Raw genomic sequence first — 19,524 nt, 5'->3', positions numbered from 1 at the left:
GCGAGGGCCGCAAACGGCAAACCGGGGGCGCGAGGCCCCCGGTTCCGCACTGCCGCTTAGATCAGCGGAGCAGCGCCGTTCTGGTCGTCTTCATGCAGCTTCTTGTAGGCCGCGCTCATGACGTCGTGGTTCACCGTGTCGGTCGCCGCGGCGGTGGTCGCCGCCGTGGTGGCCGTCGCGGTCTGGGCCGTCGCGCCGCCGAGCAGGTTGGCTTCCGGCTGGGCGAGCAGGTCGCCCAGGTGCGGCGTCGCCGCCGTGGCGCCGGTCGCCGCGTGCTGCGAGCCGTCCTTGGAGAACCACACGTCGGTCATCTCGTGCGTCGTGCCGTCGGCCTTGGTGAAGCTCGACACCAGACCCAGGACGTTGCCGTTGTCGACCTCAGTGCCCTTCGTGGCGCCCAGGTTCAGGTCGGTGATGCCCAGGTCCGCCAGGGTCTTGAGCTCGCCCGTGTCGGTCTTGCCGTCGTGGTTGGCGTCGACCCAGACCTGCAGCTTGCTGAAGTCCACGTCCTTGCCGTTGACGTGGCCGTCATGGTTCGAGTCCAGCGAGGCGAGGGCGGCGAAGCCGTCCAGGCCCTTGCGGCCGTTGACCGTGGTGCCGGCCCCGAAGAGCTCCGCACCGCTGTCGATCGAGCCGTTGCCGTTGCGATCCATCACCAGCAGGCCGTCGTTGCCGCCGACCCAACCCCACTTGTCGTTATGACCGGTGGCGTTCAGGTCGAAGTTCACGCCGTGCGACGCGGACACCGTCTGGATGCCGTTGCCGTCCAGGTCCAGCACGATCGGCGAGGCCAGGAACAGCGCGTTGGTCTGTTCACCGCTGAAGCCCGCCGTCTGGTCGGAGGTCATCGCCAGCACCTGCTGCATGTTCATGCTGGCCAGGTCCTGCGTGTCCCAGCCGATGAACTGGTCGGACGTCATCGCCACGATCTGGTCCGTCGACAGGCCCTGCACCTGGATGGAGGTCAGCGCATGGATGTCGCTGGAATCCATCGCCAGGATCTGGTCGGTCGTGAACGCGTGGAACTGCGAGGACGTCAGCGTCGCGAAGTGCGTGCTGGTCATCGACGCGATGTCCTCGGTCGACAGGGCCGCGATCTGGTCCGTGCCCAGCGAGCGCAGTTGCGCCGTGCTGAATTCATGGACCTGGTCGCTGGTCAGCGCCGCGATCTGGTCGGTGTTGAACGCGTGCAGGGCGGTCGTGCTCAGCGCATGGATGCCGTCGGTGGTGATCGACGCGATGTCGGCGGTCTCGATGCCGGCCACCTGCGTGGCGCCCACCGCGCTCCACTGCTGCGAGGTCAGGGCGTGGATCTGATCCGAGGTGAAGGCCTCGAAGTCCGCCGAGCCGAAGGCCACCATGTTCGCGCTGCTGATGGCCGCGAGGTCGCCCGTGTCGATCGCCTGCACCTGGTCGGTGGTGAAGGCGTGCAACTGGGCCGAGCTCATCGACACGATCTGCTGCGAGGTCAGCGCCTGCACGTCGTCGGTGGCCAGCTGGCTCACCTGCAGCGTGCTCAGCGCGGCGACCTGCTGCGTGCTCAGCGCCGCGATCTGGTCGGAGCCCAGGGCTTCCAGCTGCGCGCTGTCCAGCGAGCGGATCGCCAGCGTGCTCAGGCTGCGCAGGTCACCGGTCTCGAAGGCCGCCATCTGGTCGGTCGTCAGGCCGTCGACCTGGGTCGAGCTCAGGGCCGCGGCTTGCGACGAGCTCAGGGCGACGATCGCGTCGGTGCTCAGCGCGCCGACCTGGGCCGAACCGAAGGCCTGCAGCTGTGTCGAGGTCAACGCGGCGACGTCGTCCGTCGTCATCGTCGAGATCTGCGCGGTCGTCAGGGCCTGCAGCTGGGCGTTGCTCAGCGAGCGGATCTGGCCGCTGGTCAGCGCGTTCAGGTCGTCGCTGGTCAGGTTGGCGATCTGCGCGGTCGTCAGCGAGGCGACCTGCAGCGTCGTCAGCGCGGCGATCTGGTTGCTGTCGAGCGCTTCCAGCTGATCCGTGCCGAGGGCGCGCAGGGCGACCGTGGACAGTGCCCGCAGGTCGGCGGTTTCCATCGCGGCCATCTGGTCCGTCGTCAGGCCCTTGACCTGCGCCGAGGACAGCGCGGCCACCTGGGCGGAGCTCAGCGCGATCACCGAGTCGGTGCTCAGCGCGCCGATCTGGGCCGAGCTGAACGCCTGGACCTGCAGCGAGGACAGCGCGGCGACGTCGTTGCTTTCCATCGTCGAGACCTGGGCGGTCGTCAGCGCGGCGACCTGCTGGGTCGTCAGTGCCTTGACCTGGGCGCTGGTCAGCGCGTTCAGGTCGTCCGAGGTGAGGTTGCTCACCTGGCCGGTCGTCAGCGCGGCGACCTGCTGGGTCGTCAGCGAGGCGACCTGGTCGGAACCGAGGGCCGCGAGCTGGTCGCTGGTCAGCGCACGCAGCGCCACCGTGGACAGGGCCTTCAGATCACCGGATTCGATCGCACCGATCTGGTCCGTCGTCAGGCCGGCGACCTGCTTGCTGGTCAGCGCGGCGACCTGCAGCGAGCTCAGCGCCACGACCGCATCGGTCGTCAGGGCGCCGACCTGGTCGGAACTCAATGCGGCGACCTGGTTGGTGGCCAGCGCGGCCACGTCGGCGGTCTCCATCGTCGAGACCTGCGCGGTCGTCAGCGCGGCCACCTGGGCGGTGCTCAGCGCCTTGATCTGCGCGCTGGTCAGCGCGTTGAGGTCGTCCGACGTCAGGTTGCTCACCTGGCCGGTCGTCAGCGCGGCGACCTGCTGGGTCGTCAGCGCGGCGATCTGGTCGGAGCCGAGGGCTTCGAGTTCCGCCGAGGTCAGCGACGCCACCTGACCCGTGGTCAGGGCGCGCAGCTGGCCGGTGGTCAGCGCGGCGAAGTCGTCCGTGGCGAACTGGCTGATCTGGCCGGTCGTCAGCGCGGCCACCTGGGTGGTGGTGAGCGCTTCGACCTGGTCGGAGCTCAGCGCCTGCAGCTGGTCGCTGGTCAGGGCGCGCAGGGCGACCGTCGACAACGACTTCAGGTCACCGCTTTCGATCGCGGCCATCTGGTCGGTCGTCAGGCCGGCGACCTGCTTGCTGGTCAGCGCGGCGACTTGTGCCGAGGTCAGGGCGACGATCGAGTCGGTGCTCAGCGCGCCGACCTGGGCCGAGCTCAGCGCGGCGACCTGGTTGGTGGCGAGCGCCTGCACATCGGCGGACTCCATCGCGGCGACCTGGGCGGTCGTCAGCGCGGCGACCTGCTGCGTCGTCAGGGCCTTGATCTGGCCGCTCGTGAGGGCGTTCAGGTCGTCGGAAGTCAGGTTGCTGACCTGGGCGGTCGTCAGTGCGGCGACCTGCTGGGTCGACAGCGCGGCGACCTGGTCGGAGCCCAGCGCTTCCAGCTGGGCCGAGGTCAGCGCCTGCAGGGCGTTGGTCGACAGGGCCTTCAGGTCCCCCGTTTCCAGGGCGGCCATCTGGTCCGTCGTCAGGCCGGCGACCTGCTTGCTGTTCAGCGCGGCGACCTGCGCCGAGCTCAGGGCGACCACGGCGTCGGTGCTCAGCGCGCCGACCTGGCCGGAGCTCAGCGCGGCGACCTGTTGCGAGCTCAGCGCGGCGACGTCGTCGCTGGTCATCGTCGAGACCTGACCGGTCGTCAGGGCGGCGACCTGCTGGGTCGACAGCGCCTTGATCTGGCCGCTCGTGAGGGCGTTCAGGTCGTCCGAGGACAGGTTGCTGATCTGAGTGGTCGACAGCGACGCGACCTGGACGGTCGACAGCGCGGCGATCTGGTCGGAGCCCAGCGCGTCGAGCTGGTCGGTGCCCAGCGCACGCAGCGCGACGGTGGACAGGGACTTCAGGTCGCCCGTCTCGATCGCGGCCATCTGGTCGGTCGTCAGACCGGCGACCTGCTTGGAAGTCAGCGCGGCGACCTGCGCCGAGCCCAGGGCGACGATCGCCTCGGTGCTCAGGGCGCCGACCTGGGCCGAGCCCAGGGCCTGCACCTGCGCGGTGGTGAGCGCGGCGACGTCGTCGCTGGTCATCGTCGAGACCTGGCCGGTCGACAGCGCGGCGACCTGCTGGGTCGTCAGCGCCTTGATCTGGCCGCTCGTGAGGGCGTTCAGGTCGTCCGAGGACAGGTTGCCGACCTGCGCGGTCGTCAGCGCGGCGACCTGGACGGTCGACAGCGCGGCGATCTGGTCGGAGCCCAGCGCGTCGAGCTGGTCGGTGCCCAGGGCACGCAGCGCGACGGTGGACAGGGACTTCAGGTCGCCCGTCTCGATCGCGGCGATCTGGTCGGTCGTCAGACCGGCGACCTGCTTGGTCGTCAGCGCGGCGACCTGCGAGGAGGTCAGCGCGACGATGGCGTCCGTGCTCAGCGCGCCGACTTGCGACGAGCTCAGCGCGGCGATCTGGTTGGTCGCCAGCGCGGCGACGTCACCCGATTCCATCGTGTTGATCTGGCCGGTCGTCAGCGCGGCGACCTGCTGGGTCGTCAGCGCCTTGATCTGACCGCTCGTGAGGGCGTTCAGGTCGTCCGAGGACAGGTTGCTGACCTGGCCGGTCGTCAGCGCGGCGACCTGCTGGGTCGTCAGCGCGGCGACCTGGTCGCTGTTCAGCGCGTCGAGCTGGGCGGTGCCGAGCGCGGCGATCTGGGCGGTACCCAGGGCGCGCAGCTGGCCGGAAGTGAATGCACCGAAGTCGTCCGTGGCCAACTGGCTGACCTGGCCGGTCGTCAGCGCGGCGACCTGGGTGGTCGACAGCGCCTGGACCTGATCGGTCGACAGGGCCTGCAGCTGGTCGCTGGTCAGCGCACGCAGGGCGGTCGAGGACAGCGAGCGCAGGTCAGCCGTCTCGAGGGCGGCCATCTGGTCGGTCGTCAGACCGGCGACCTGCTTGCTGGTCAGCGCGGCGACCTGGCCCGAGGTCAGGGCGACGATCGAGTCGGTGCTCAGCGCGCCGACCTGGGCCGAGCTCAGCGCGGCGACCTGGTTGGTGGCGAGCGCCTGCACGTCGGCCGATTCCATCGTCGAGACCTGGGCGGTCGACAGCGCGGCGATCTGCTGCGTCGACAGGGCCTTGATCTGGCCGCTGGTCAGCGCGTTCAGGTCGTCCGAGGTCAGGTTGTTCACCTGGCCGGTCGTCAGCGCGGCGACCTGCTGGGTCGACAGGGCAGCGATCTGGTCGGAGTTCAGCGCCTCCAGTTGGGCGGAAGTCAGCGACTGCAGGGCGTTGGTGGCCATCGCCTTCAGGTCGCCGGATTCGAGCGCGGCCATCTGGTCGGTGCTCAGGCCCGCGACCTGCTTGCTGTTCAGCGCGGCGACCTGCGTCGAGGTCAGCGCGACGATCGAGTCCGTGTTCAGCGCGCCGACCTGGGCGGAGCCCAGTGCGGCGACCTGCGCCGTGGTCAGGGCCTGCACGTCGGCGGATTCCATCGTCGAGACCTGCGCGGTCGTCAGGGCGGCCACTTGCGCGGTGCCCAGCGCCTTGATCTGCGCGCTGTTGAGCGCGTTGAGGTCATCGCTGGCCAGGCCGGCGACCTGCGCGGTCGTCAGCGCGGAGACCTGGACCGTGCTCAGGGCGGCGACCTGGTCGGAGCCCAGCGCGTTCAACTGATCGGTGGTGAGGGCGCGCAGCGCGGTGCTGCTCAGCGCGCGGAGGTCACCGGTCTCGATGGCGGCCATCTGGTCGGTGGTGAGGCCGGCGACCTGTCTGGTCGTCAGCGCGCCCACCTGGGCGGAGCTCAGGGCGACGATCGCGTCCGTGCTCAGCGCGCCGATCTGGGCCGAGCCCAGCGATTGCAGCTGCGTGGTGGTCAGCGCGGCGACGTCGTCGCTGGTCATCGTTGCGATCTGGCCGGTCGTCAGCGAGGCGACCTGCGCGGTCGACAGCGCCTTGATCTGGCCGCTCGTGAGGGCGTTCAGGTCATCGGAGGTCAGGTTGCTGATCTGACCCGTCGTCAGCGAGGCGACCTGGGCGGTCGACAGCGCGGCGATCTGGTCGGAACCCAGGGCCTCGATCTGGTCGGTGCCCAGGGCGCGCAGCGCGGCGGTGGACAGCGCCTTCAGGTCACCCGTTTCCAGGGCGGCCATCTGGTCGGTGGTCAGGCCGGCGACCTGCTTGGTCGTCAGCGCGCCCACCTGGGCGGAGGTCAGCGCGGCGACGTTTTCAGTCGACAGCGCACCGACCTGCGCCGAACCCAGCGCGGCGACCTGCGCCGTCGTCAGGGCCTGCACGTCGGCGGATTCCATGCCGTTGACCTGGCCGGTGGTCAGCGCGGCGACCTGGGCGGTCGACAGCGCGCGGATCTGGGCCGAGCCCAGCGCGTTCAGGTCGTCGGAAGCCAGCGCCTGGACCTGGGCGGTCGTCAACGCGGCGACCTGGGCCGTCGTCAGCGCGGCGATCTGGTCGGAGTTCAGCGCATCGATCTGCGCGGTCGTCAGGGCGCGCAGCGCGTTGGTCGACAGCGCGCGGACGTCCACCGTCTCGATGGCGCCGACCTGGTCGGTCGTCAGGCCGCCGACCTGCTTGGTCGACAGCGGGGCGACCTGCTGCGAGCTCAGCGCGGCAATGTTCTCGGTCGACAGCGCGCCGACCTGGTCGGAGTTCAGTGCGGCGATCTGCTGCGTGGACAGGGCCTGGACGTCGTTGCTCTCCATCGTGGAGATCTGCGTCGTCGTCAGGGCGGCCACTTGCTGGGTCGACAGCGCCTTGATCTGGGCGCTGGTCAGCGCGTTCAGGTCGTCGGAGGTCAGGTTGGCGATCTGACCGGTCGTCAGCGCGGCGACCTGGGCGGTCGTCAGCGCGGCGATCTGGTCGGAGCCGAGCGCGGCGATCTGGTCGGTGGTCAGCGCGCGGATGGCCGCGGTGCCCAGCGCCTTCAGATCGCCCGTCTCGAGGGCGGCCATCTGGTCGGTCGTCAGGCCGGCGACCTGCTTGGTCGACAGCGCGGCGACCTGCGAGGACGTCAGGGCGACGATGTCGGTCGACAGGGCGCCGACCTGGTCGGAACTCAGCGCCTGCACCTGGCCGGAGCTCAGCGCCTGCACGTCGGCGCTTTCCATCGTGGAGACCTGGGCGGTCGACAGGGCGGCGACCTGGGCGGTGCCCAGCGCGCGGATCTGGGCCGAGCCCAGCGCGTTCAGGTCATCGCTGGCCATCGCTTGGACCTGGCCGGTCGTCAGGGCGGCGACCTGCTGGGTCGACAGGGCGGCGACCTGGTCGGAATGCAGCGCATCGAACTGGTCGGTGGTCAGCGACCGGATTGCGGCCGTGGACAGGGCGCGCAGATCCTGCGATTCCATCGCAGCCATCTGGTCGGTCGTCAGACCGGCGATCTGCTTGGTCGACAGCGCGGCGACCTGCGCCGAGCTCAGCGCGGCGACGTTGTCGGTCGACAGCGCGCCGATCTGGGTCGAGCTCAGCGCGGCGACCTGCGCCGTCGTCAGCGCCTGCACGTCGGCGCTTTCCATCGTGGAGACCTGGGCGGTCGACAGGGCGGCGACCTGGGCGGTGCCCAGCGCGCGGATCTGGGCCGAGCCCAGCGCGTTCAGGTCATCGCTGGCCATGGCCTGGACCTGGCCGGTCGTCAGCGCGGCGACCTGGGCGGTCGACAGCGCGGCAACCTGGTCGGAGTTCAGCGCGTCGAACTGGTCGGTGGTCAGCGAGCGGATCGCGGCCGTCGACATGGCGCGCAGGTCGGCGGTCTCGATGGCGGCGACCTGGTCGGTCGTCAGACCGGCGATCTGCTTGGTCGACAGCGCGGCGACCTGGGCGGAGCTCAGGGCGGCGATGTTTTCCGTGGACAGCGCACCCACCTGGCCCGAGCTCAGGGCCTGGACCTGACCGGTGGTCAGGGCCTGGACGTCGGCGCTTTCCATCGCGGAGACCTGGGCGGTCGACAGCGCGGCGACCTGGGCGGTGCCCAGCGCGCGGATCTGGGCCGAGCCCAGCGCGTTCAGGTCGTCGCTGGACATGGCCTGCACCTGGCCGGTGGTCAGGGCGGAGACCTGTTGGGTCGTCAGCGCGGCGACCTGGTCGGATTGCAGCGCATCGAACTGGTCGGTGGTCAGCGAGCGGATCGCGGTGGAGGACAGCGCACGCAGGTCCTGCGACTCGATGGCGGCGATCTGGTCGGTCGACAGGCCGGCCAGTTGCTTGGAGGTCAGGGTCGCGAACTGGCCGGAGGTCAGCGCGACGATGGCGTCGGTGGACAGCGCGGCGATCTGGGCCGAGCTCAGCGCGGCGACCTGGCCGGTCGTGAAGGCCTGGACGTCGGCCGACTCCATGCCGGAGACCTGGTCGGTCGACAGCGCGGCGATCTGGGCGGTGCCCAGCGCGCGGATCTGCGCGCTGCTCAGCGCGTTCAGTTCATCGGTCGACAGCACGGCGACCTGGCCGGTCGTCAGCGAACCGATCTGGGTGCTGGTCAGCGCCGAGACCTGGTCGGAATTCAGCGCCTGGACCTGATCGGTCGTCAGCGCGCGGATGGTGGCGGTCGAGAGCGCCTTCATGTCATCGGAGCTGATGGCCGCCATCTGGTCGGTCGTCAGGCCCTTGACCTGGGTGGAGCTCAGGGCGCCGATCTGGCCGGAGCTCATCGCCTCGATCGAGTCGGTGCTCAGGGCGCCGACCTGGGCCGAGCTCAGCGCGCGGACCTGCGCCGTGGTCAGCGCCTGCACGTCGGCGCTGTCGACGCCGGCCAACTGGTCGGTGGTCAGCGCGGCGATCTGCTGCGTGGTGATGGCGCGGATCTGGTTGGTGTCCAGGGCGGCGATCTCATCGCTGGCCAGCTGGCGGATCTGCTGCGTGGACAACGCGCCGATCTGCGCGGTGGTCAGCGCGGCGACCTGGTCGGAGTTCAGCGCGGCGATCTGGTCGGTGCCCAACGCCTTGACGGCGGCGGTGCTCAGCGCGTGCACGGCGTCGGAGGTGAGGGCGGCCGCCTGGTCCGAGGTCAGCGCGGCGGTCTGCGTGCTGCTCAGCGCGGCGGCCTGGTTGGTCGCCAGAGCGGCGACGCCCTCGGTGGAGAGGGCGGCGACTTGTTGCGAGCTCAGGGCCTTGATCTGGTCGGTCTTCAAGGCCTGCAGGTCGTCGGAGGCCAGGCTGCCCATCAGGCTGGTGGAGATGGCGGCCACCTGCTGCGTGGTCAGCGCACGGATCTGGTCGGAGGCCAACGCGTTCAGGTCATCCGATTCCAGGTTCTTGACCTGCTGCGTGGTCATCGCGCCGACCTGCCGGGTCGTCATCGCGCCGAACTGGTCGGAACCCAGGGCATTCAGCTGAGCGCTGGTGAAGGTCTGCACCGCGGCGGTGGTCAACGCGCGCAGGTCGTCAGTCTCGATGGCGGCGATGTTGGTCGTCGTGAACAGCGACACGGCCTTGGTGCCGAGCGTGGCGAACTGCGAGGTCGTCAGCGCCTGGAACTGCTCGGTGGTGAACGCGGCCCAGTCTTCGCTGGTCAGGCGCGCCAGGGTCGTCGACGTGAGGGCGGCGATCTGGTCGGTCGTCAGGTTGGTAATCAGCGATGCCATCTTGGAACTCCGTGAACCTATGGGGGGCGGATGCGCCCATAGGCGCGAGGTGGGGTTGGGTCAGCTTGTTGTTGCCGGGCACCCGAACTTCCGGATGCCGTCATTCGGTTTTCGGTCGCCGATTGACAAACTTGAGCTAGCCCAGAAATGTTATTGGCGGCTTGCTTAACGTGAACGGAACAAAAGGGCCGGGAGTCGGCCTCAGTTCACGGTTACAGAAGCGGCGTAAAGCCCGCGAACGCGGGGGGAGGGATGCTTGCCGAGGCAAGGGATTTCGGCGCCGTTCTCGAACGATCGTTCACTTGTCACGCGCCAGACATCCAATGGTGATCGGCACTTAGGCGTGATCCTGAAGTCCGGATGCACGACGAGGCCCGGCTCGATGAGCGACGGATTGCTGCAGCGCGCACCTGAAACACGATGTAAGCAGTGTGAACGAAGTCTGAGGAAACCCTGGGCAGGCCCTGGGCTCGACCGGGCTTGGCGTGTGTCGGGCGTGATAAGTTCACGGGTTTCCAGCTGGCTGGTCACGCTCAGTTTCCAGGGTATGACACCCCTATTAGTTATTGACGGCCAATCAATATGACGATGAACGCAACGAAGCCTTATCGGATCCTCGGCATCCAGCAGATCGCCATCGGCGGGCCGGACAAGGCAGCGCTGCGCCGGCTGTGGGTGGACGTGCTGGGGCTGGAGGTCACCGGAACGTTCGTGTCGGAACAGGAGAACGTCGACGAGGACATCTGCGCGATCGGCGCCGGGCCCCATCGCGTCGAGGTCGATCTGATGCAGCCACTGGATCCGGAGAAGCGGCCGGCGGTCCACGCGACGCCGCTCAATCACGTCGGGTTGTGGGTGGACGATCTGCCCAAGGCGGTGGAGTGGATGACCGCGAACGGGGTGCGTTTCGCGCCGGGCGGCGTCCGCAAGGGCGCGGCAGGCCACGACATCTGCTTCATTCACCCGAAGAGCAGCGGCGAGTTCCCCATCGGCGGGGAGGGCGTGCTGATCGAACTGGTGCAGGCGCCGGACGACGTGGTGAAGGCTCTGGGCGGGCCGTCCGGCTCAGGCGCCTGAGCCGCACGGCCGGGGCGTCGCGTGCGCCACGGCCAGCACCGTCACCAGAACTTCCACCAGGGCGAGGGCTCGGACGTCTCTTCCGCCGCCGCCTTGCGCCGCGTGCCCGAGCGCTGAAAGTGCAGCAAGGGGATCGAGAACGGATCGACGCTCGCTGCGCCACTGCCCTCGAGCTGATATCCGAACCGGGCGAGCAGGACCTCTTCGCCCAGCTCCAGCGGATGGAAGGGCAGGGGGTAGGCGTCCTCGCCCGGGTCGCTGGTCACGCGCTGCTGCTCCGCCCAGTACGGCGCCTCGAAGGGCAGCGGCTCGCCGATGTCCTCCAGGATGCCGCTGTCGGGGGACAGGCTCAGGGAGCGGATCAGGCGTCCGTCTTCCCAGACGGCAAAGGCGAACCAGTCCACCACGCTGTGCATCGCGTGCAAGGTGATCCGGCGTTTGCCGGCGATGTCGAGGAAGCGGCCCGGCAGCTGCGACGGGTGGTCGACCGCAAACTCGCTGGCCGCGATGATGGAGACGCCGGGGAAGCAGCCGATGAACATCAGCGGGTCCGGCGGATTGGTGTAGCTCAGATCGCCTTCGCCGATCAGTTCGAGCGACTCTCCCGGGAAGAGCCGTTCCGCCAGCGCGCGCGTGGCATCGCGGTCGAGCGCCGGCTGCCCTTCCAGGGCCGCGCGAGCGTCGCCGTCCGAGATGACCAGCATCCAAGTCTTGGCCCCCATGCGCCATCCTCTCCGTTCAGTGGCGAGGATGGTAATCGCGTCAACCCTCGTACGGCCCTTTCCCGGGCAGCGCCCACAGCAGGCCGAGCGTCGCGCCGGCCGGCGCGACGGTGAGATGGTCCTCGCCGGCCAGAACGCGGCTCTCGATGCGCAGCGACTTGTAGCGGCGCCTGCGCAGCTGTGTCTCGAACCGGCGCACGTCGGCGACGAGGTCGCTCTCCTTGTTGAAGCGCGGTCCCGGCGCGACGGCCTCGTAGGCGCCGACGTACTGGAAGACACGGGCCGCCAGGTCGGTGTGCTGCTTCGCGTAGGCCGCTTCCTGCTCGAACACCAGGTGACGATCGAACCAGAACGACGGACTGCCGAGGATGTAGTGGCTGAACAGCGCCGGCCTGGCGAACAGGACCTGCGCCGCGAACAACGCGCCGTAGGAATGCCCGAGCAGCACGCGGCGGGCCGGGTCGAGCTGGTAGCGCGCGGAGATCGCCGGTACTGCGATGTCGGCCAGGTACTTGAGATAGGCCGCCCCTTCGCCGTAGCGCGGGGCGCCATAGCGATCGGCGGGCCGCCCGGGCCGCGTCCGGGGATCGCTCGGGGTGTAGTCGCGCGAGCGCATCTCCACGGCGGATTCATCCGCGGGCCCCGCCAACCCGACGACAGCGAAATCGGCCAGGTTGCGACCCTGTTGACCCACGCGGTTGCGGAGCGCCCGCACGAGCGGGAAGGCATAGGGCGCATCGGTCACGAACACGGCCGGTCGGGGACCGGTGTTTGGAGGCGCATTCGGCGACAGGTCGATCCAGACCTCGTAGCGGCGGCCGGTGGCCGGATCGGGCAGCGGATGGACGAAGGTGCCGGGCAGGGCGTAAGGCCCGGTGGCATCCGGCAGCGCGGGCGCGGCGATGGACCGGGTGGTCGGCATCAGCAGCGAACCCAGCGCCGCGGCGAGGACTTGCCTGCGGTCGGTCATGCGAGGGAGCGGGAGCAACGAAGGGTCGCGAGTGTCTCGCGGCGTGGCGGCGGGGCACTCCCTGGAAGCCGTTACGTGCGTTACGTGCGTCGGATCCCCGTCAGGTGCGCGCGCCAGGCCCCGCGCGTGCCTCAGTCGACCAGGATGTTCCGGTTCTTCAGCGTCAGGTGGATCTTGTCGCCGACCGTGTCCTTGTTGAAAGGCTTGACGATGTAGCCGGTCGCGCCGAGCTGGGCGGCGCGGATGATGTCTTCCTTGCGGCCCTCGGCGGTGACCAGCAGCACCGGCACCTTGCGCAGCGGATCGGACTCCGGTTTGGCGCGCAGGGCCTCGAGGAGCTGGAAGCCGTTCATCACCGGCATGTTCACGTCGCTGAGGACGAAGTGGACCGGTTCGCCCGACTCGGCACAGAGTTCGAGCTGGCGCAGCGCGGCCTTGCCGTCCTCGGCCTCGAGGATCTTCTTGAAGCCCAGCTCGCGGAGCAGCCCGGAGATGATGCGGCGCATGGTCGAGAAATCGTCGACCACCAGGAAACAGAACTCTTCGCGTTTGATCGTCGTGACCATGTGGAACCCCTTCAGGGGTGGAATCCTAGCGTGAGGAGGCTCAGGCGTATTCGTCGAGGAAGGCGCCCAGCGACGCGTGAGCGGGAGAGCGCCTCGCGCCGGCCTCATCAGCGTCCCGATCGTGGTCCCGGTCCTGAGCCTGCGTCGAGGCCTGGGGCGCGGCGCTCTGGCCGGATCGCTCCGCTGCCTTCGCTTGCGCGGCCTCCGCCGCCTGTTTCTGGATCTGGGCGATCTGGTCCATCACCATCTGCATCTGGGTTTGCAGGAGCTTCTGGCGTTTTTCCTTCGCCTGGGCGTCCATCGTCGAGTCCGAGGCGAGATCCTTCATCTGCTTCTGCAACTGCTTGAGTTGCGATTGCAGACGTGCGATCTGCGCGTCGGGGCCGGTGCCGGAGGCCGCGGAGGAGGTCCCCGTCGAGGTCGATGCCGAGGAGGCGGAGGGGATGGCGACGTGCATGATGGATTCCCGGGCGATGCTCCGATATCGGCCCCCGGGGCCGGGTCTTGAGGGGGCCCGGGGCGACCGCGTGCGTGCAGCGGCTGCCCGGACCCGCGCCGAGGCTCACGCCGGGGTCATGGCACTGCGGGTAGCATCCCCGGATGACCTCGACAACGCCTGACCCCGTCGCCGCACTGCTGCGCCACGCCGCCGCCACCTGGATCGCGCCGCGTTTCCGTCATCTGGCGGACGAGGAGGTGATGGAGAAAGCCCCCGGCGAGTGGGTCACGACCGTCGATCGTGATGTCGAGGCCTTCCTCACCCCCGAACTGCGTGCGCTGGTGCCCGGCTCGCGCGTCGTCGGCGAAGAGCAATGCGCGGAGACGCCGGAGCTGCTCGACCAGCTCGACGAGGGCGCCGTGTGGCTGGTCGATCCGCTGGACGGGACCTTCAACTTCATCTCGGGGCGCGAACCGCTGTCGTCGATGGTGGCGCTGCTGGAAGACGGCGTGACCGTCGGGGCCTGGATGCTGGATCCGATCTCGGGCGTGCTGCATCACGCCCGGCGCGGGCAGGGCGCCTGGCGGGAGACGGAACGGCTGCACACGGCGCCGGGCTCCGGGCTGAAGCGGGCCGTCGTCAAGACGCGCTTCCTTCCGCAGGAACACCAGGACCGCGTCGCGACCTGGCAGGGCGTCGAGATCCTGCCCGGACTCAACTGCGCCGGCGCGGAGTACCCCGCACTCGCCGAAGGCGCCTTCGACGCGACGCTGTATTGGCGCAAGCTCGCCTGGGACCATGCGCCAGGCACGCTCTTCATCACGGAAGCCGGCGGTTTTGCGGCGCGGCTGGACGGCACGCCCTATCGCGCTGGCGACCGGCAGCCGGGGTTGCTCGTGGCTCGCAGCCCCGACGTGTGGGAAGAGGCTGCGGCAGCTTGGAAGAAGACGTCGTGAGGCCGGGCGCGGGCGCTCCAGGGGGCATGGGGGATCCCTCCAGGACCCCCAAGCACCCTTCCGGCCCCAGTCGCGCTCGTTGACTTCGGTCTTGCTGGCATGCGCTGACTGAGGGTCGCGGCGTTTCCGCCGATTGGGGCGGTCAGGAGCGGCGGCTCCGGTTTGGAACGCCGATTGCCGCATCTGGCGTCGATGACAGCCTCCCTCGATATCGCACGCCGGCTTGACCGGCTGCCCTGGTCGCGCTGGCACTGGCGCGTGGTGCTCGCGCTGGGCGTGGCATGGGTGCTTGACGGGCTTGAAGTCACCCTGGTCGGCTCGGTCGGCGCCGTGCTGGAAAGACCTGACACCCTCGGCCTGAGCGCGGTCCAGGTCGGCTGGTCCGGATCGCTGTATCTCGCCGGGGCGATCGTCGGCGCACTGGTCTTCGGCCGGATGTCGGACCGGCTCGGCCGCAAGCGGCTGTTCCTCGCGACGCTCGCGATCTACGCCGTGGCCACGCTCGCGACGGCCTTCTCCACCGACTTCACCTTCTTCGCGCTGTGCCGCTTCGTCACCGGACTGGGCATCGGCGGCGAGTACGCCGCCATCAATTCCGCGATCGACGAGCTCGTGCCCGCCCGCGTGCGTGGTCGGGTGAACCTCGCCATCAACGGCAGCTTCTGGATCGGCGCCGCGCTGGGCGCCGCCTCCAGCCTGCTGCTGTTGCATCCGGACGTGCTCGGCCCGGTGCAGGGCTGGCGCGTGGGCTTCGCGATGGGCGCGCTGCTGGCGGTCGGCATGGTGCTGGTGCGCCGCCACGTGCCCGAGAGCCCGCGCTGGCTGCTGCGCCATGGCCGGGGCGAGGAGGCCGGCCGGATCATCGACGCCATCGAGGCCGAGGTCGCCGCCCAGCACGGGCCGCTGCCGCCGCTGCCGCCGCCGCCGGCGGATCGGAGCGAGCACCGCCGCGCCGTGCCCACGATGCGCGAGGTGCTGCGGGTGCTGCTGCGCCGCTACCGCGTCCGCAGCGGCGTGGCCTTGTCGCTGATGCTGGCGCAGGCCTTCTTCTACAACGCGATCTTCTTCAGCTACGCGCTGGTGCTCACGCGCTTCTATGGCGTCGCCGATCATCGGGTGGCGCTCTACATCTTCCCGTTCGCGCTCGGCAACGTGCTGGGCCCGCTGCTGCTGGGGCCGCTCTTCGACCGGGTCGGCCGCCGTCGCATGATCGCGCTGACCTACGGTCTGGCCGGCGTGGGCCTGGCGGCGACCGGCATCGCCTTCGTCGCGGACATGCTCGACGCGCGCTCCCAGGCGTTGTGCTGGTCGGCGGTGTTCTTCTTCGCGTCAGCGGCGGCCAGCTCCGCCTATCTCACGGTCAGCGAGGTCTTCCCGCTCGAGATGCGCGCGATGGCCATTGCGATCTTCTACGCCGTGGGCACCGGCGCGGGCGGCTTCGTCGCACCGCTGCTGTTCGGATGGCTGGTGGAGAGCGGCGACCGCGGCAACGTCGCGATCGGCTACGGCATCGGTGCAGTGCTGGTGATCGTGGCAGGCCTGCTCGCGCTGCGCTTCGGCGTGGACGCGGAGCGCAAACCCTTGGAGGACATCGCGCCCTCGATGCACGACGCGGACTAGCGACGCCTCAGCGCTTGCCGAACCAGCGCCGCACGCGGCGCTTCCAGTCCAGCCACTGGCGGTGGCGCGAGCGGTCGATGCGCTTCACGTCGATCAGCGTGACGTCGCCGCAGGCGGACATCGTGTGCAGGCCGCTGGCGAAGTCGCGATGCGCGAGGTCGCCGGTGAAGGTCGCCGGCAGTGCCTGGACCTCGACGGCGTCCGGCGTCAGACGGTTGAAGCGCAGCCAGCGCGTCGCTCCACCGTAGCCGTTGCGGCTGTCCTGGACCGGCAGCGTCACAAGACCGTCCGCGCCTACGAAGGGCGTGCCGGCGGGCCGCGCGCCATCATGCGCGCACCTCACCGGATTCGCGCGATGCGGCGTCCACGGGCCTTGCAGCGACTCGGCATGGGCGACGTGCAGCTCGCGCTGGTCGCGCTTGTCCGGGCCGATGACCGCATAGAACATCCACCAGACGCCGTCGTGCCGCAGCAGCGAGGCGTCGACCGCGCGCACGCCCGGCAGCAGCGCGCAGATCCGCTCCCACCGTTCCCAGCGCTCGGCGCCGTCCACGGCGCGGTAGAGCGCGACTTCCTCGGCCTGGCTCGTTTCGGGGACCATCCACACCTGCCCGTCGTGTTCGAACACGAACGGGTAGGACAGGTGGAAGGGCGTCTGCAGCACCGGCTTGGGCGCGCTCCAGGCGCCGTTGCTCAGATCCAGCGTGAGTCGCTGCAGGTCGGCGCGCTTGGTGCGGTAGTCGAAGTTCTCGACGAACACATGCAGCGCGTCGCCGTCGCGCAAGGCGAAGGGATCGGCGTAATAGCGCCAGTCGCCGGCCTCGGGCATCCAGACGATCTGGTCCCGCAGTTCGCGCAGGCGCGCCGGGCTGAGCAGATCGATGCGTTCGGGAACGACGCCGACGGTCCAGAAGTCCGACTTCGGACGCTTAACCACGAACGTCTTCCACGCTCAGGCCAGCCAGGTTTTTCTCCCGGGCGCCCTGGCGCGTCAGAACGTCCTGATAGAGCCCCAGCGTGGCCCGCACGGCGGTCGAGCGGTCGTAGCGTTGCATGTCGTAGTCGATCGGGCGACGGTGGTCGCGTTGCCGTTGATCGAGCGCGGCGGCGATCGCCTGACCCATCGCCGACGCGTCGTCGATCGCCACGATGGCCGATTGCGCCGGGTCCAGCATCTCGCGCGCGCCCAGCGTGGCGGTCGCCACGATCGGCAGACGGGCACGCATGGCTTCGAGGATGGCCAGCGGGAACTGCTCCTCGCGCGACGAGGACACGTACAGGTCCATCTCGCCGAGCAGCTCGTCGACGTTCCAGCGGAATCCGAGCAGGTGGATGCGCTTGTCGTTGCCGCGCAGCGCCTCGAGCTCCGCGCGCTGCGGGCCTTCGCCGATCAGCACCAGGTGGGCGTTCGCCGGCGCGTGCTGCTGGAAGGCCTGGATCAGCGTGTGCATGCCCTTGGCCGCGTGCAGCCGGCCGACGCAGCCGATCACCGGCGCGGCGGCGGGGATGCCGAGCTCCATGCGCAGCGAGCCGGACGGTGCCTTCGCGGCGCAGGAGCCGGGCGCGCGTTCCGGGGCCCAGTTGTAGATGACGCGATGCATGCCGTCGAATTCCTTCAGGTGACCGACCTGCGCCGAATTGACGCACACCAGCGCGTCCATCCGCGCATGGTGATGCGACTTGTACCCGACATGCAGCGTGCCGACCCGGGCGCTGTGCTTGGCCGCCGCCACTGCCTTGCAGGCGGGGCCGAGGTGGCCGTGGACCACGTCCGCGCCCAGCTTCGTGGCCAACCGGCGCACACGCGCGCCGCGCAGCAAGGGCAGGCGCAGGCCGTGGTAGCTCACGCGCTGGTCCAGCGCGTGACGCACCGCGGATCCCGCCGGTCCGATCACGTGGACCGTGTGACCCAGCGCGGCCTGGGCGTTGGCCAGGTCGACGCAATGATGCTCGCCCCCGGCGATGCGAGACGAGAAGACCACATGGACGATGGAGAGTGCGCGCATGACGTCGAATCGGCAAAAGGGATAAATAACGTTTGGAGTCTATTTCTTAACATTCAGCAATAGAGCGGGATTTCCCCCGAGATCGTGGGGTGTACGGTGAGCCCTCGCCAAAAGGTGTGCGCAATTCCCTGCCCAGTGTTGACGCGGGCCAAACACTAGGAGCGGAAGTGGCGCGCGCGACGGCGCGGACAGGGCTGAGTGGCCCCGAGTGGGATGAAACGCCACGTAACCAAACCGGCAGTGGCGGACCTGCGGTCGTCGGCGCGACGAACCGCTGTTTCCCTGGGATGAACTGCGAGGCGTGACCACCTGCATGCAGGGTCATTGAAGTTAAGCTAGCGCGCCTTTTTGCGGCTTTCGCACGAAGGACACCTCTTCACGCCAACTGCCACGTTCCCCCGGAGCCCGCTTCATGCTGCGTCTGTCGCTGATTGCCCTTGTCGTTGCGTCCCTGCTCGCCGGTTGCGGCAAGTCCTCTCCCGACAAGAAGGCGTCGCCCGCGGCCGAGGCAGCCAGCGCGCCGAGCCTGCTGGTCTCGCCCGAGGACGTCCAGACCCTGGGCGTGAGCGCCTATGCCAGCGGCCCGGTCATCACCGGCTCGATCCAGCCGGAACGCCGCGCCGACCTGCGCGCCGAGCTCCAGGCGATCGTGCTGCAGGTCTACAAGGAGAACGGCGAGCGCGTGAAGCGTGGCGACCTGCTGGTGCGCCTGGACGACACGGCCATCCGCGACACGGTCCAGTCCGCCGACGAGTCCGCCCGTGCGTCCTCGCAAAGCTTCGAACAGGCCGAGCGCCAATACCAGCGCCTGAAAACGCTGCAGGCGCAGGGCATGAGCTCCATCCAGGCGATGGAAGACGCGGAGATCCGCCGCAACAACGCGCAGAGCGACCTGGTCGCCGCCCGCGCCCGCGTGGCCACGGCGCGCCAGCAGCAGCAGCGCACCGAGGTGCGCGCGCCGTTCGACGGCGTCGTCAGCGACCGCAAGGTCTCGCCGGGCGACTCGGCGCAGATCGGCAAGGAACTGATCAAGGTGATGGACCCCGCGTCGATGCGCTTCGAGGGCCTGGTCTCCGCCGACCGGATGTCCGAACTCAAGCTGGCGCAGACGGTCTACTTCCGCGTCAACGGTTATCCGCAGGTGGACTTCCAGGGCAAGGTGCGCCGCATCGCCCAGGCCGCCAATGCCAACACCCGCCAGGTCGAGGTGCTGGTCGACTTCGCCGGCGCGCAGCAGCCCGGCGTGGCCGGCCTCTACGCCGAAGGCCGCGTGCAGACCAACAGCATCTCGGCGCTGATGGTGGCCGACAGCGCGCTGGTGCGGGAGGGCGACAAGTCCTTCGTCTGGCGCGTGGAGGGCGGCAAGGTCGCGAAGACCCCGGTGAACCTGGGCGCCCGGGACGACCGCCAGGGCTTGTACGTGGTCACGAGCGGGGTGAAGCAGGGGGATCGCATCCTGCGCAGCCCGACCAGCACGCTGCTCGACGGGCAGCGCGTCGAGCTGGGCAAGACGGCCGTGTCCGCCAGCGGGACCGCCAGGACGGCGACCGGCATGACGAACCCGAGCGGCGCCCCCGCCGCGGGATCGACCACGTCGGGCGCCACCGCCGCGCCGCTGCCGGTGCTGCCGGTGGCTTCGGCCGCGTCGGCCCAGTGATGCGC

11 protein-coding genes are annotated in these 19,524 nt (G+C 69.5%); 4 read left to right on the top strand and 7 right to left on the bottom strand.

The window, feature by feature from the left end; genetic code table 11:
• Positions 1-56 precede the first annotated feature (56 nt).
• Positions 57-9,506: a hypothetical protein gene (locus AC1VNM_RS08715; protein ID WP_483106613.1), complete on the bottom strand. Its 9,450-nt coding sequence runs from the start codon at positions 9,504-9,506 to the stop codon at positions 57-59.
• Between the two features lie 582 nt (positions 9,507-10,088).
• On the opposite strand from AC1VNM_RS08715, the gene AC1VNM_RS08710 reads away from it, so the two are divergent.
• Positions 10,089-10,583, top strand: coding sequence for a VOC family protein (locus tag AC1VNM_RS08710; RefSeq protein WP_483106612.1), 495 nt, complete (start codon positions 10,089-10,091; stop codon positions 10,581-10,583).
• Between the two features lie 41 nt (positions 10,584-10,624).
• On the opposite strand, the gene AC1VNM_RS08705 is transcribed toward AC1VNM_RS08710, so the two are convergent.
• The 4 genes from AC1VNM_RS08705 to AC1VNM_RS08690 all read right to left on the bottom strand — a co-directional run bounded on the left by AC1VNM_RS08705 (position 10,625) and on the right by AC1VNM_RS08690 (position 13,298).
• Entirely contained in the window at positions 10,625-11,305 is a 681-nt protein-coding gene (locus AC1VNM_RS08705) for a DUF6928 family protein (protein WP_483106611.1), read from the bottom strand.
• 40 nt (positions 11,306-11,345) lie between these two features.
• Positions 11,346-12,275 carry an alpha/beta hydrolase gene (locus AC1VNM_RS08700; RefSeq protein ID WP_483106610.1) on the bottom strand — a complete coding sequence of 310 codons (930 nt, stop codon included), beginning with the start codon at positions 12,273-12,275 and terminating at the stop codon, positions 11,346-11,348.
• Between the two features lie 131 nt (positions 12,276-12,406).
• Positions 12,407-12,841: a response regulator gene (locus tag AC1VNM_RS08695; protein WP_377154810.1), complete on the bottom strand. Its 435-nt coding sequence runs from the start codon at positions 12,839-12,841 to the stop codon at positions 12,407-12,409.
• Between the two features lie 40 nt (positions 12,842-12,881).
• Positions 12,882-13,298, bottom strand: a complete 417-nt coding sequence (locus tag AC1VNM_RS08690) for a FlxA-like family protein (protein ID WP_483106609.1) — start codon at positions 13,296-13,298, stop codon at positions 12,882-12,884.
• A gap of 143 nt (positions 13,299-13,441) precedes the next feature.
• On the opposite strand from AC1VNM_RS08690, the gene AC1VNM_RS08685 reads away from it, so the two are divergent.
• Together AC1VNM_RS08685 and AC1VNM_RS08680 are read left to right on the top strand one after the other, a co-directional pair.
• A complete protein-coding gene (locus AC1VNM_RS08685) occupies positions 13,442-14,236 on the top strand; it encodes an inositol monophosphatase family protein (protein ID WP_483106608.1) in 795 nt (264 codons plus the stop codon).
• Between the two features lie 192 nt (positions 14,237-14,428).
• On the top strand, positions 14,429-15,856 hold the full coding sequence (locus tag AC1VNM_RS08680; protein WP_483106607.1) for an MFS transporter: 1,428 nt from the start codon (positions 14,429-14,431) through the stop codon (positions 15,854-15,856).
• A gap of 7 nt (positions 15,857-15,863) precedes the next feature.
• Here AC1VNM_RS08680 and AC1VNM_RS08675 read toward each other — a convergent pair whose 3' ends face one another.
• Positions 15,864-16,793: a glucosamine inositolphosphorylceramide transferase family protein gene (locus tag AC1VNM_RS08675; protein WP_483106606.1), complete on the bottom strand. Its 930-nt coding sequence runs from the start codon at positions 16,791-16,793 to the stop codon at positions 15,864-15,866.
• Positions 16,786-17,862: a glycosyltransferase gene (locus tag AC1VNM_RS08670; RefSeq protein ID WP_483106605.1), complete on the bottom strand. Its 1,077-nt coding sequence runs from the start codon at positions 17,860-17,862 to the stop codon at positions 16,786-16,788. Before AC1VNM_RS08670 ends, AC1VNM_RS08675 begins: the two co-directional genes overlap by 8 nt.
• A 412-nt stretch (positions 17,863-18,274) precedes the next feature.
• Between AC1VNM_RS08670 and AC1VNM_RS08665 the strand changes: the two genes are divergently transcribed.
• Positions 18,275-19,519 carry an efflux RND transporter periplasmic adaptor subunit gene (locus tag AC1VNM_RS08665; RefSeq protein WP_377154815.1) on the top strand — a complete coding sequence of 415 codons (1,245 nt, stop codon included), beginning with the start codon at positions 18,275-18,277 and terminating at the stop codon, positions 19,517-19,519.
• Positions 19,520-19,524 lie beyond the last annotated feature (5 nt).

The sequence above is a fragment of the Mitsuaria sp. MSU3D genome (genome assembly GCF_056867975.1).
This window is presented reverse-complemented; position numbering and strand designations above follow the sequence as displayed.

What these genes read in the sequence shown, in the direction of transcription:
- AC1VNM_RS08700 (WP_483106610.1), bottom strand. Translation starts at nt 12,275, where the DNA reads ATGACCGACCGCAGGCAAGTCCTCGCCGCGGCGCTGGGTTCGCTGCTG.
- AC1VNM_RS08705 (WP_483106611.1), bottom strand. Translation starts at nt 11,305, where the DNA reads ATGGGGGCCAAGACTTGGATGCTGGTCATCTCGGACGGCGACGCTCGC.
- AC1VNM_RS08715 (WP_483106613.1), bottom strand. Translation starts at nt 9,506, where the DNA reads ATGGCATCGCTGATTACCAACCTGACGACCGACCAGATCGCCGCCCTC.
- AC1VNM_RS08690 (WP_483106609.1), bottom strand. Translation starts at nt 13,298, where the DNA reads ATGCACGTCGCCATCCCCTCCGCCTCCTCGGCATCGACCTCGACGGGG.
- AC1VNM_RS08695 (WP_377154810.1), bottom strand. Translation starts at nt 12,841, where the DNA reads ATGGTCACGACGATCAAACGCGAAGAGTTCTGTTTCCTGGTGGTCGAC.
- AC1VNM_RS08680 (WP_483106607.1), top strand. Translation starts at nt 14,429, where the DNA reads ATGACAGCCTCCCTCGATATCGCACGCCGGCTTGACCGGCTGCCCTGG.
- AC1VNM_RS08670 (WP_483106605.1), bottom strand. Translation starts at nt 17,862, where the DNA reads ATGCGCGCACTCTCCATCGTCCATGTGGTCTTCTCGTCTCGCATCGCC.
- AC1VNM_RS08710 (WP_483106612.1), top strand. Translation starts at nt 10,089, where the DNA reads ATGACGATGAACGCAACGAAGCCTTATCGGATCCTCGGCATCCAGCAG.
- AC1VNM_RS08665 (WP_377154815.1), top strand. Translation starts at nt 18,275, where the DNA reads ATGCTGCGTCTGTCGCTGATTGCCCTTGTCGTTGCGTCCCTGCTCGCC.
- AC1VNM_RS08685 (WP_483106608.1), top strand. Translation starts at nt 13,442, where the DNA reads ATGACCTCGACAACGCCTGACCCCGTCGCCGCACTGCTGCGCCACGCC.